This window comes from Pseudomonas sp. N2-3-1-14 (assembly GCF_041228395.1).
Classification (GTDB): domain Bacteria; phylum Pseudomonadota; class Gammaproteobacteria; order Pseudomonadales; family Pseudomonadaceae; genus Aquipseudomonas.
Map to the genome: position 1 here is coordinate 4,795,495 of NZ_CP166199.1, position 11,981 is coordinate 4,807,475.

10 protein-coding genes and 1 pseudogene are annotated in these 11,981 nt (G+C 61.0%); 2 read left to right on the forward strand and 9 right to left on the reverse strand.

All coding sequences use genetic code 11. The annotated features are described in order from the left end of the window. Positions 1 to 18 precede the first annotated feature (18 nt). From fabD to AB5I78_RS22130, 4 genes are all read right to left on the reverse strand, one after another. A complete protein-coding gene (gene fabD, locus AB5I78_RS22115; protein ID WP_369301427.1) occupies positions 19 to 957 on the reverse strand; it encodes an ACP S-malonyltransferase in 939 nt (312 codons plus the stop codon). 144 nt (positions 958 to 1,101) lie between these two features. Beyond that, positions 1,102 to 2,112 carry a phosphate acyltransferase PlsX gene (plsX, locus tag AB5I78_RS22120; RefSeq protein ID WP_369301429.1) on the reverse strand — a complete coding sequence of 337 codons (1,011 nt, stop codon included), beginning with the start codon at positions 2,110 to 2,112 and terminating at the stop codon, positions 1,102 to 1,104. A 4-nt stretch (positions 2,113 to 2,116) separates the two neighbouring features. After that, the gene (gene rpmF, locus AB5I78_RS22125) at positions 2,117 to 2,299 is read right to left on the reverse strand and encodes a 50S ribosomal protein L32 (RefSeq protein ID WP_008152339.1); all 183 of its coding nucleotides are present in this window, start codon (positions 2,297 to 2,299) and stop codon (positions 2,117 to 2,119) included. A 13-nt stretch (positions 2,300 to 2,312) separates the two neighbouring features. Continuing rightward, positions 2,313 to 2,843, reverse strand: a complete 531-nt coding sequence (locus tag AB5I78_RS22130) for a YceD family protein (RefSeq protein WP_032886799.1) — start codon at positions 2,841 to 2,843, stop codon at positions 2,313 to 2,315. 105 nt (positions 2,844 to 2,948) lie between these two features. Here AB5I78_RS22130 and AB5I78_RS22135 point away from each other — a divergent pair, with 105 nt between their 5' ends. Beyond that, positions 2,949 to 3,527 carry a nucleoside triphosphate pyrophosphatase gene (locus tag AB5I78_RS22135; RefSeq protein WP_369301430.1) on the forward strand — a complete coding sequence of 193 codons (579 nt, stop codon included), beginning with the start codon at positions 2,949 to 2,951 and terminating at the stop codon, positions 3,525 to 3,527. Between the two features lie 130 nt (positions 3,528 to 3,657). Here AB5I78_RS22135 and AB5I78_RS22140 read toward each other — a convergent pair. From AB5I78_RS22140 to rluC, 3 genes and pseudogenes are all read right to left on the reverse strand, one after another. Further along, positions 3,658 to 4,640, reverse strand: a pseudogene (locus tag AB5I78_RS22140) (S49 family peptidase). A gap of 21 nt (positions 4,641 to 4,661) precedes the next feature. Further along, positions 4,662 to 5,324, reverse strand: a complete 663-nt coding sequence (locus AB5I78_RS22145) for an HAD-IA family hydrolase (protein WP_369301432.1) — start codon at positions 5,322 to 5,324, stop codon at positions 4,662 to 4,664. Then, positions 5,311 to 6,270: a 23S rRNA pseudouridine(955/2504/2580) synthase RluC gene (gene rluC, locus AB5I78_RS22150; RefSeq protein WP_058427510.1), complete on the reverse strand. Its 960-nt coding sequence runs from the start codon at positions 6,268 to 6,270 to the stop codon at positions 5,311 to 5,313. Before rluC ends, AB5I78_RS22145 begins: the two co-directional genes overlap by 14 nt. A gap of 759 nt (positions 6,271 to 7,029) precedes the next feature. On the opposite strand from rluC, the gene rne reads away from it, so the two are divergent. Continuing rightward, the gene (gene rne / locus AB5I78_RS22155; RefSeq protein WP_370003680.1) at positions 7,030 to 10,242 is read left to right on the forward strand and encodes a ribonuclease E; all 3,213 of its coding nucleotides are present in this window, start codon (positions 7,030 to 7,032) and stop codon (positions 10,240 to 10,242) included. A 98-nt stretch (positions 10,243 to 10,340) separates the two neighbouring features. Here rne and AB5I78_RS22160 read toward each other — a convergent pair whose 3' ends face one another. Both AB5I78_RS22160 and AB5I78_RS22165 read right to left on the reverse strand, forming a co-directional pair. Next, on the reverse strand, positions 10,341 to 10,931 hold the full coding sequence (locus AB5I78_RS22160) for an NTP transferase domain-containing protein (protein ID WP_369301434.1): 591 nt from the start codon (positions 10,929 to 10,931) through the stop codon (positions 10,341 to 10,343). Next, a complete protein-coding gene (locus AB5I78_RS22165; protein ID WP_145159303.1) occupies positions 10,928 to 11,914 on the reverse strand; it encodes an XdhC family protein in 987 nt (328 codons plus the stop codon). The genes AB5I78_RS22160 and AB5I78_RS22165 overlap by 4 nt, the downstream gene beginning before the upstream one ends. Between the last annotated feature and the right edge of the window lie 67 nt (positions 11,915 to 11,981).

Genomic DNA, 11,981 nt, shown 5'->3' on the forward strand with positions numbered 1-11,981 from the left:
AGTTCGGGGATCAGGGATTCAGGCCAGTGCCGCGCGGGCGGCAGCGAAGGCATCCGGGGTATTGAGGTTGGCAGTCGAGACGCCGTCGGCGCAGCGCTTGTTCAGGCCAGCGAGGACCTTGCCCGGGCCACACTCGACAAGCTCGGTGGCACCCTTGGCCGCCAGGGTCTGGACCGACTCAACCCAGCGCACAGGCTTGTAGAGTTGCTCCAGCAGGTCGCGCTTGAGGGTCTCGAGGTCGGCGGCAACGGCCGCGCTGACGTTCTGCACCAGCGGAATCTGCGGCGCCTGCCAGTTGACGGCGGCGATGGACTCGGCAAATCGCTCGGCAGCCGGGCGCATCAGCTCACAGTGGGACGGCACGCTGACCGGCAATGGCAAGGCGCGCTTGGCACCACGAGCCTTGCAACCTTCGATGGCACGCTCAACGGCAGCCTTGGCGCCGGCAATTACCACCTGGCCAGGCGAGTTGAAGTTCACCGCGCTGACCACTTCGCCTTGGGCCGCTTCGGCGCAGGCTTGGATCACCACGGCGTCGTCCAGACCCAGGATAGCGGCCATGCCGCCCTGCCCGGCCGGAACAGCTTCTTGCATCAGTTGACCACGACGCTCGACCAACTTGACGGCTTCAGCCAGGGTCAGGCTGCCCGCCGCCACCAGGGCGCTGTATTCACCCAGGCTGTGACCGGCCACGTAAGCCGGGCGCGCGCCACCTTCAGCCAGCCACAGGCGCCACAGCGCGATCGACGCGGTGAGGATGGCCGGCTGGGTTTTATCGGTTTGATTGAGTTGCTCTTCCGGCCCTTGCTGGGTCAGCGCCCACAGGTCGTAACCCAGGGCGTCGGAAGCTTCCTTGAAGGTGTCCAGGATCAACGGATGTTGCGCGCCCAGCTCGGCCAACATGCCGAGGGACTGCGAACCCTGCCCTGGAAAGACGAATGCGAGGGATGTAGACATGTAACAAGCCCCTAATGATCTGGTCGTCAAAAATGAACGCTCCCGATTTTGAGATGAATCCACGGGTGGGAGCGCACGAAACTGACAGATTGGATGGTCAATTGAACTGGCCGGTCACATTTAAGCATTCCCGGGCCGATTCGCCTAAGGCAACAAGTCCTCAAGACGGCCGTGCAAGCGGTGCGGCAGGTTTTCCTGGATCTCGATCAGCGCCCGCGCAATCGCACTTTGAAAACCTTGCACCCCCGCCGAACCATGGCTTTTCACCACAATGCCCTGCAACCCCAGAAAGCTCGCACCGTTGTGCCGCGCCGGCGCCAGGTCGGCCTGCAAGCGGCGCATCAACGGCAGCGCCAGGGCGCCAACCATGCGTGAGGCGAGGTTCTGCTTGAACAAGGCCTCGATACGCGAAGCGATCATGGTTGCCAGGCCTTCGCTGGACTTGAGCAGGATATTGCCGACAAACCCATCGCATACCACCACGTCGGCTTCGCCACGGTACACCCCGTCACCTTCGACAAACCCGACGTAGTTCACCCCTCGCGCATTTTGCAGCAAGGCGGCGGCGAGCTTGACCTGCTGATTGCCCTTGATGTCTTCGGTGCCGATATTCAGCAACGCCACCCGCGGCCGGGTCACGCCCAACGCCTCAGCGGCCACCGAGCCCATCACCGCGAACTGGAACAGGTGCTCGGCACTGCAATCGACGTTCGCACCCAGGTCCAGCAGTTGGCAGTAGCCTTTTTGTGTGGGGATGGCCGCAACCATCGCCGGGCGATCGATCCCGGGCAGTGTCTTGAGCACATGCCGCGACAACGCCATCAAGGCTCCGGTATTGCCGGCACTGACACAGGCTTGCACCTTGGCATCACGCAACAACTCAAGGGCCACCCGCATCGAAGAGTCGGGCTTGCCACGCAGGGCTGCCGCCGGCTTGTCATCCATGCTGATGGTTTCACTGGCTGGCGTAATCGTCAGGCGCGCGCGATCCACCGCCGGATGGCTGGCAATCAATTCTTCAAGAAGGGAGGGTTGACCGACGAGGGTCAGGTGCAGCGAGGGCGTAGCAGACAGGCTGGCAATGCAGGCCTGAACAATGCTGCGGGGACCGAAGTCCCCGCCCATTGCGTCAATCGCGATGACTTGAGCAGACAAGTGATTACTCGTCAGCGCCCTTGTCGATCACTTTACGACCACGGTATACGCCTTCTGGCGATACGTGGTGACGCAGGTGAATTTCACCGGTGGTTTTTTCTACAGACAGAGTGCTTGCCGTCAGGGCATCGTGCGAACGACGCATGTCACGGGCAGAGCGGGATTTTTTGTTCTGCTGAACAGCCATAATTGATTAACTCCTAAACGTTTGGGTCACGCTTTAACTGCGCCAATACACTGAACGGGTTGGACCGCGTTACCTCGTCCTCGCTCGGCTCGGCCTCGTCATCGAGACCCTCCGGCTGCTGGCATTCTTCCGGATGATGAGCAGGCACAATGGGCAAGGCGAGCAAAAGCTCCTCCTCGATCAGTGCATGCAGATCCAAAGGATCTTCGCCCAGTTCCAGCACGTCATAACCTTTCGGCAACGACTGGGTATTCGCACCCTCCTTCACCACAGCGTAACTGCATTCGCTGTGAATCGGCAGGGTGACCAGCTCAAGACAACGCTGGCAAACCATTTTGACTTCGGTGTCGATAAAACTGTGGATTACCACAGACTTACGTTCATCTCGTTCAAAAACAAATTTGGCCTGCACCGTACCGACAGTGTCGGAAAGCGGGTCGCAGAGTCTCTCCAAATCGGCCAGCAGCAATTCACCTTGAAGGGAAGTGCCACGATCTGCCAATTTGCGCGGGTCAACGTGAGGTGGAATCGGGTCATTCAACATAGGCGCAGCATTATAGGGATGCACCCGGCCATGTCAAAGGAAATTCAGCCCTGTGCGTCAGCCGGTCACACCGCTAGAATCCCCGGCTGCTCTGAGGAGACGCTTATGCTGCCTTTATTACTTGCATCCAGCTCGGTTTATCGCCGGGAATTGCTGAGCCGCCTGCACCTGCCGTTCATCTGCAGCTCGCCGGATATCGACGAAAGCCACCGTGAAAATGAATCCGCCATTGAGCTGGTCAAGCGCCTGGCCGAACAGAAAGCTCGCGCGCTCGCCGGCAGCCATCCGGGGCATTTGATCATTGGCTCCGATCAGGTCGCTGCTCTGGAGGGCAGGATCATCGGCAAGCCCCACACCTTCGAGAACGCGCGCGCGCAACTGCTGGCAGCGAGCGGCAAGCGTGTCAGCTTCCTTACCGGGCTGGCGCTGCTGAACAGCGAGACCGGGCACTGCCAGGTCGACTGCGTACCGTTTACGGTGCACATGCGCGAACTGAGCGCTGAACGCATCGAGCGCTACCTTCGGATCGAGCAACCTTATGACTGCGCCGGCAGCTTCAAGGCCGAGGGACTGGGCGTGAGCTTGTTCCAGAGCACCGAAGGGCCGGATGCGACCAGCCTGATCGGCCTGCCACTGATTCGCCTGGTGGACATGCTGCTGGCTGAAGGCGTACAGACCCCCTAAGCCCACCACAAAACCAATGTGGGAGCTGGCTTGCCTGCGATGCACACACCTCGGAACATCAGTCGAACCGAGGTGACGCTATCGCAGGCAAGCCAGCTCCCACAGTTTGAACCCTGGCGCTTTCGAGGTATCAGCGCAGCGTCGGGCCTTGGAAGCCCATGTACATAGCCAATTTCTCAGCCACGCTGGCACCCAGCTTCTTGGAGAAGCGATCAAACGGCGATTCCTGAACAGTGAAATCCACCAATTCCTTCTCGCCAATCACATCCCGCGCCACCGAACTGGCACTGCCCAGCCCATCGATCAAGCCCAGCGGCAACGCCTGCTCACCCGACCACACCAGGCCGGAGAACAGCTCCGGATGGTCTTTATCCTTCAGACGATCGCCACGCCCCTGCTTCACGCTGGCAATGAACTGACGGTGAGTGGTATCGAGCACGCCCTGCCAGAACTGGGTTTCATCGGCTTTTTGCGGCTGGAACGGGTCGAGGAATGCTTTGTGCTCACCCGAGGTGTAAGTGCGACGCTCAACCCCAGCTTCTCCATGGTGCCGACGAAGCCATAACCGGCCGCCGTCACGCCAATGGAGCCGACCAGGCTGGCCTTGTCGGCGTAGATCTGGTCAGCGGCACTGGCGATGTAATAGGCGCCCGAGGCGCCCAGGTCGGAAATCACCGCATACACCTTGATATCCGGGTGCAGGCCGCGCAGACGGCGAATCTCGTCATATACGTAACCCGACTGCACCGGACTGCCACCCGGGCTGTTGATGCGCAGGATCACGCCCTTGACCTTCGGGTCTTCAAACGCCGCGCGCAGGCTGCTGACAATGTTGTCGGCGCTGGCGGACTCTTTGTCGGCGATCACGCCACGCACTTCGATCAAGGCGGTGTAGTTACTGCCACGGGTAGCGCTTTTTTCCATGTCCATCAGTGGACTGAACAGCACCAGCATCGCGAGCAGCCAGATAAAGGTCAGCAGCTTGAAGAAAATCCCCCAACGCCGCGCACGACGCTGTTCCTGAACACTGGCCAGGAGGGTCTTCTCCAGCAGCTTCCAGCTTTTATCATCGCTGCTATCCGCCTTTTCCGGCGCCTTCCACTCGTCACTCATGCCATTAACCCCAGCAAAGACTTATTGGGCCCGGCTGAGCCAGGCCTGCAGTTCGGAAAAATGATCAATCGTCAGCCTCGGCTCGTACTGCTGCAAGACCTCGGCAGCCTGAGCGCCGTAGCTGACCGCCACACTGTCCATGCCAGCATTGCGCGCCATCATCAGGTCGAAGGAGGCATCGCCCACCATCAACGCCTGACGCGGCGACACACCACAATGGGCAAGGATCTGCTCAAGCATCAGAGGATGAGGCTTGCTGGCGGTTTCATCCGCCGCCCGGGTGATGTCGAAATAATCTTCGAAGTTGTGCGCCTTAAGGACCCGGTCCAACCCGCGACGGGCTTTGCCGGTGGCGACTGCCAAGTGATAACCCTGGGCACGAAAGGCCTCCAGCGATTGCACCACACCGTCGAACAGCGGCGAAGGCGTGGCCTCCAGCGCGATGTAGTGTTCGGCGTAATGGTCGCGAAAGGTCACCAGCTCAGCGTCACTGATCTGCGGGTACAAGGTACGGATGGCTTCAGGCAAGCCCAGGCCGATGATGCCTTTGACCGCGAGATCGGTGCACAACGCAAAGCCCGAACGGGTTGAAGCTGCGTGCATTGATTCCACGATCCGCCCGATGGAATCGCACAGGGTGCCGTCCCAGTCAAAGATCAGCAGTTTGTAATCAAGGTGCGACACTCAAACGCTCCACGGTCTTGGCCCACATCTCGTCGACCGGCGCCTGCAGCTTGAGCTCACCGCCATCAGGCAGCGGAACCGTCAGCATGTAGGCGTGAAGGAACAGGCGCTTGCCGCCCAGGTCGCGGATTTCCTTGGAGAAATCCTCGTCACCGTACTTGGTGTCGCCGGCGATACAGTGGCCTGCGTGCAGGGTATGCACGCGAATCTGGTGAGTACGCCCGGTCACTGGCTTGGCCTCGACCATGGTGGCGAAGTCACCGAAACGGCGCAGCACCTTGAACAGGGTCAGGGCTTCTTTGCCCTCCTCGTCCACTTCAACCATACGCTCGCCGGAGCGCAGGTTGCTCTTTTGCAGCGGCGCACGAACGCTTTTGATCGAGCTGGCCCAGTTGCCACGCACCAGCGCCATGTAGCGCTTGTCGACACCATCGCCACGCAGGGCGGTGTGCAGGTGGCGCAACATGCTGCGCTTTTTGGCGATCATCAGCAGACCGGAGGTGTCGCGGTCCAGGCGGTGGACCAACTCCAGCTCCTTGGCATCCGGGCGCAACTGACGGAACGCTTCGATCACGCCGAAATTCAGGCCGCTGCCGCCGTGCACCGCAATGCCGCACGGTTTGTTGATCACGATCAGCTTGCTGTCTTCGAAAACAATTGAAGCCTCAAGGCGCTGCAGCAAGCCTTGGGCCAGCGGCACGGGTTCGTCACGCTCAGGCACGCGAACCGGCGGCACACGGACGATATCGCCCGCCTGCAGCTTGTACTCGGGCTTGATGCGGCCTTTGTTCACGCGCACTTCGCCTTTACGCAAGATGCGGTAAATCAAGGTCTTGGGCACGCCTTTGAGCCTGGCCAGGAGAAAATTGTCGATGCGTTGGCCGGCATATTCCGGCGAGACCTCGAGCAGCTGGACGCTGGGGGTCTGGGGGGCGGTAGTCGTCATGGCGGCGATGATAACAATTTTTTATGGAATTGAAGCACTTAATCATTGCTGCTATAGTCGCGAACGCCGCCAAAAGCGGCCTGGACAGAGGACTTGCGGCAAACTGCCGGCCCTGACCATCGCAATTCATCAGGACGCGAGGCCGTCCTACGGGGCTTTTGCCACCTTGGAAGGCTCGAGATTGTAACAAGCGCAGGTGACATGAGGCCTGAAGCGAGTGCAGAAAGCAGAGTGAATACTCGCGTTCTGCGCCGATATTTACGGCCAGTTCACAAAGTGCAGTCAGTCTTGAGCCAGACCATGGCGAAAGCTTCGGAAACAACGCCTGTTAAGAGCTGAGTGAGAGCGCAGTCGCCCACACCTAGTCTTGTTTAGCCATGAGCGTGGACTCCCCATTGGAGAACACGGTAAATGCCAACCCGCTGCGGATTCTGCGCGCGGCAGCACCCGAATTATCAGGGATACGTGTAGGGTGGAGATGCACAACCGTCGGACCGTGTAGCACTAGGCTTATATTTAGACGCTTCATCTCGTCCACAGTCGCCGGTTGATTCCTCCTCCTGACCTTAGCTTTTGTTGAAGTGGTGCCTTTGTCACCACCGCTAACAAGCAGGACGCGTCCGTCGCGATACCGGCCCAATTGGCTCGTTATTGCTGGACACTGGAGTGGCCAACCACTCTTGACGCACCTGACACCGACCGTGAGAAGTCGTGTGTGCCGAACGCCGTTTCCGGCAGCCCGGAAACCGACGGTACAACATGAAAAGAATGCTGATTAACGCAACTCAACCCGAAGAGTTGCGTGTTGCACTGGTAGATGGCCAACGCCTCTACGACCTGGACATCGAATCCGGTGCACGCGAGCAAAAGAAGGCCAACATCTATAAAGGCCGTATTACTCGCATCGAACCAAGCCTTGAGGCTGCCTTTGTCGATTTCGGCTCCGAGCGCCACGGCTTCCTGCCCCTCAAAGAAATCTCCCGCGAATACTTCAAAAAAGCCCCAGAAGGCCGCGTGAACATCAAGGACGTCCTGAGCGAAGGCCAGGAAGTCATCGTTCAGGTCGAAAAAGAAGAACGTGGCAACAAGGGCGCCGCCCTGACCACTTTCATCAGCCTGGCCGGCCGTTACCTGGTGCTGATGCCGAACAACCCGCGTGCCGGCGGTATTTCCCGTCGCATCGAAGGCGAAGAGCGCAACGAACTGCGTGAAGCGCTGAACGGCTTGATTGCACCAGCCGACATGGGCCTGATCGTGCGCACTGCCGGCCTTGGCCGCAGCAGCGAAGAAATGCAGTGGGACCTCGACTACCTGCTGCAACTGTGGACCGCTATTAAAGAAGCGTCCCTGGATCGTTCCGCGCCGTTCCTGATCTACCAGGAAAGCAACGTGATAATCCGCGCCATCCGCGATTACCTGCGCCAGGACATCGGCGAAGTGCTGATCGACAGCGTTGAAGCCCAGGACGAAGCCCTGACCTTCATCCGCCAGGTAATGCCGCAGTACGCCAGCAAGATCAAGCTGTACGAAGACAGCGTTCCGCTGTTCAACCGTTTCCAGATCGAAAGCCAGATCGAGACCGCCTTCCAGCGCGTCGTCGAACTGCCTTCCGGTGGCTCCATTGTGATCGACCCGACCGAAGCCCTGGTGTCCATCGACATCAACTCGGCGCGTGCGACCAAAGGCAGCGACATCGAAGAAACCGCCCTGCAGACCAACCTGGAAGCGGCTGAAGAAATCGCTCGCCAGCTGCGCCTGCGTGACATCGGCGGCCTGATCGTGATCGACTTCATCGACATGACCCCAGCCAAGAACCAGCGCGCCGTGGAAGAAAAAGTCCGCGAATGCCTGGAAGCTGACCGTGCCCGCGTACAGGTCGGCCGCATCTCGCGCTTCGGCCTGCTGGAAATGTCCCGTCAGCGCCTGCGTCCATCCCTGGGCGAAAGCAGCGGCATCGTCTGCCCGCGTTGCAACGGCACCGGCATCATCCGTGACGTTGAATCGCTGTCCCTGGCGATCCTACGCCTGATCGAAGAAGAAGCCCTGAAAGACCGCACCGCCGAAGTCCGCGCGCAAGTGCCGATCCCGGTTGCAGCTTTCCTGCTCAACGAAAAACGCAACTCGATCACCAAGATCGAACTGCGCACCCGTGCCCGTATCGTCATCCTGCCGAACGATCACCTCGAAACGCCGCACTTTGAAGTGCAGCGCTTGCGTGATGACAGCCCGGAAGCGCACAGCGGCCAGTCCAGCTACGAAATCGCTGCTGCTGCGGCTGAAGTGGAAGAAGTCCAGCCAGCTGCCGCAACCCGCACCTTGGTTCGCCAGGAAGCTGCCGTGAAGACCGCGCCGGCCCGTGCCAACGCACCGGTACCTGCCGAGGTAGCCGCCCCGGTTGCCGCGCCAGCCGCCCTGCCTGAGCCAAGCCTGTTCAAAGGCCTGGTGAAGTCGCTGGTCAGCCTGTTCGCCACCAAGGAAGAGCCTGTTGCTCCGGTAGTGGTTGAAAAACCTGCCACCGAGCGCCCGGCCCGTAACGAAGAACGTCGCAACGGTCGCCAGCAAAGCCGTAACCGCAACGGTCGCCGTGATGAAGAGCGCAAGCCGCGCGAGGAACGTGCACCGCGTGAAGAACGCGCGCCACGTGAAGAGCGTGCACCTCGCGAAGCCCGCGAAGAAACCCCGACCGTAGCCCGTGAAGAACGTGCACCGCGTGAAGAGCGCGCACCACGTACCCCACGCGCCCCTCGTGAAGACCGCAAGCCACGTGGCGAGCGTGAAGAACGTGTGCGTGAACTGCGCGAGCCACTGGACGCAACTCCAGCCGTGGCTGCCGAAGCGGCCAGCGAAGAACGCCCGGCTCGCCAGCCGCGTGAAGAACGCGCCCCACGTGAAGAGCGCCAGCCGCGCCCACCGCGTGAAGAGCGTCAACCACGCGTCGAGCAAGCCGCTGCCGCCAGCGAAGAAGAAGTGCTGACGGGCGAAGAGCAACTGCAGGAAGACGGCCAGGACAACGCCGAAGGCGATCGTCCACGTCGCCGCTCCCGTGGCCAGCGTCGTCGCAGCAACCGTCGCGAGCGTCAACGTGACGCCAACGGCAATGTCATCGAAGGCTCGGAAGAGTCTGGCGAAAACGCAGAAGCCGCTACCGCCGAACCGACTGGCGCCGAACTGGCTGCCGGCCTGGCTGTGACAGCCGCCGTAGCCACCTCGGTGATCAGCGCACCTGCTGAAGCCCAGGCTCACGAGCAAGCTGAACGCGCCACTGCCGCCGTCGAAGACACCTCTGCTGTAGAAGCGCCAGTCGCCGAAACGCCAGCGGTTGAAGCGCCAGTGGTTGAGGCCCCGGCAGTTGAAACGCCGGTAGTTGAAGCTCCAGTCGTCGAAGCAACCACCCCGATCGAAGCCCCAGTGGTGCCGGAAGTGGAAGTTGCATCGGTTCGCGAAGCCCAACCAGCAGTGGAAGTCACCGCTGTCGAGCCTGCACCGGTGGTTGAGCCTCAGCCAGTGGTTGAAGCCGTGGTTGAAGCGCCGGCTGTCGAAGAGGCTGCCCCGGCAGTGCGTGAAGTTCGCGAAGAACAGACCGCCTTCCAGTGGACTGCCGAGCCAGCCGCTCCGGTTGAAGCGCCGACCCCTGCCCCTGTGGCAGAAGAAGCACCAGCACCGGCTGCCGAAGTGGTTGAAGCCGCTCCGGTGGTGGTTGCCGAGCCTGCGCCAGTGGTTGCCGAAGTCGCCGCCCCGGTGGTTGAAGCAGCCCCTGCCAGCGCCTTGACTGAAAATGGCCGCGCGCCGAACGACCCACGTGAAGTGCGTCGCCGTCGCAAGGAAGCTGAGGCCGCCGCCGCGGCAGCCGCTGCCGCACCGGCTGCTGCTGAAGTGGTCGAGGCGCCAGCCCGGCTACTACTGAGCACGCCCCAAAGGCTTTGGAAGCAGAACACGAGCCTAAACCTCTCGTCTGATTCCATCAGCCACTAAAAAGCCCCGCCTGAGTGATCAGGCGGGGCTTTTTTATGGGCGATTGATTTGAGACCTGCGCAGTTCCAACACGGGAGCGAGCAGGCCCGCTCCCACATTCAATCGGCGTTGAAATTCAGCCTCTGTGGCAGATCAACATCCCAAAGCACACCCGGATCATTCACGTGAACCTGCGCTACCTTCGCCTGAGCGAACAGAGGCTTGGCGCCACGATCCCCGGTCAACGCCATCAGGCCTGGCCCGAACGCACGACCAAACGCCACAGGATGGCCGCACGCTCCCGCATGCACCGGCACGCTGATACCCTCTTCCTGCAGCGCATCCAGTACCTGTTCAATGCTCGATGATTGAATAAACGGCATGTCGCCCAATACCACCAACCAGCCGTCTGCCGCGCCACTGGCGGCAACCACCGCCGCAAGGCTGTCGCCCATGCCGGCAGAATGCAGCAACAGGACTTCACAGCCGTAAGCCTGTGCCAGGCGAATCACCTCCAGGCGGTCCGGCGAAGTCACCACCCAGCGCTTTACAACACGCTCAGGCAAATTCACAAGCACCTGCTCGATCACCGGCCGCGTCACACCATCTAGGCCCACGCAATCGGCCAGCAACTTGTCTTTATCAGCCCCCGCCTCAGCCCGAAAACGACTGCCCTGCCCGGCCGCCAGCACAATCGCGGCAACGGTCATTGGGCCGCTACCGGCAACGGCTTTTTCTGCAGTGGTGCCACGCCGTTCTTGATCGCAACGATTTCGGCCATCAACGACAACGCAATTTCCGACGGTGTATGACTGCCGATGTGCAAACCGATCGGCCCATGCAAGCGGGCAATGGCCTCCGCCGACAGGCCCAGCGCCGCCAGGTTCTCTCGGCGCTTCTGGCTGTTGACCCGTGAACCAAGGGCACCAATGTAGAACGCCGTGGAATTGAGCGCCGTCAGCAGCGCCATGTCATCCAGGCGTGGATCGTGGGTCAGACAGACGATGGCAGTGCGTTCATCGGTCTGGATATTGAGCACCGCTTCATCCGGCATGCCCGGTACAAAGCGGCCGTGCTGCTCTTCCCAGCCATAGACGAACTCTTCACGCGGGTCGCAGATCAGCACTTCGAAATCCAGCAACCGCGCCATCTCGGCCACGTAGCGTGACAACTGGCCCGCACCGATCAGCAACAAACGCCAGCGGGGGCCATAGATCGCGCGCAGGCGTTCACCATCGAAGGTCACGACATCGGTCTTGCTCGCACCGCTCAAGTTCACCTCGCCAGTGGCCAGGTCCAACTCGCGCGCAACGATTTCATGCGCCTCACACCGCGCCAGCAATTGGGCGACCCAAGCCCAGTTGTCCACGCGCTCTTCGGTCAGGCGTAATGTACCGCCGCAGGGCAAGCCAAAACGCGCAGCTTCATCCCGGGTAACGCCATAGGTCACCAGTTGCACCGGCGGCCCGTCGTCCGGCAAGCGACCGTCCTGCAAGCGCGCGATCAAGTCATCCTCGATGCAGCCACCGGACACCGACCCAATCACGACACCGTCGCCCCGCAAGGCCAACATCGCCCCAGGCGGGCGCGGTGCACTGCCCCAGGTCTGGACCACGCTGTAAAGCACCACTCGGTGCCCCGCGCGGCGCCAATCGAGCACGCTGCGCAAGACATTCAGATCCACACTGTCCATCAAAACTCCTGCAAGCGATTGCAGCGCAAACATGCGGCTGGCTAATGGGTTTTAGAGCGGACACCCC

Coding starts and splice junctions, on each gene's coding strand:
- fabD (WP_369301427.1), bottom strand. CDS start 957: ATGTCTACATCCCTCGCATTCGTCTTTCCAGGGCAGGGTTCGCAGTCC.
- rpmF (WP_008152339.1), bottom strand. CDS start 2,299: ATGGCTGTTCAGCAGAACAAAAAATCCCGCTCTGCCCGTGACATGCGT.
- AB5I78_RS22130 (WP_032886799.1), bottom strand. CDS start 2,843: ATGTTGAATGACCCGATTCCACCTCACGTTGACCCGCGCAAATTGGCA.
- AB5I78_RS22135 (WP_369301430.1), top strand. CDS start 2,949: ATGCTGCCTTTATTACTTGCATCCAGCTCGGTTTATCGCCGGGAATTG.
- rluC (WP_058427510.1), bottom strand. CDS start 6,270: ATGACGACTACCGCCCCCCAGACCCCCAGCGTCCAGCTGCTCGAGGTC.
- rne (WP_370003680.1), top strand. CDS start 7,030: ATGAAAAGAATGCTGATTAACGCAACTCAACCCGAAGAGTTGCGTGTT.
- AB5I78_RS22160 (WP_369301434.1), bottom strand. CDS start 10,931: ATGACCGTTGCCGCGATTGTGCTGGCGGCCGGGCAGGGCAGTCGTTTT.
- AB5I78_RS22165 (WP_145159303.1), bottom strand. CDS start 11,914: ATGGACAGTGTGGATCTGAATGTCTTGCGCAGCGTGCTCGATTGGCGC.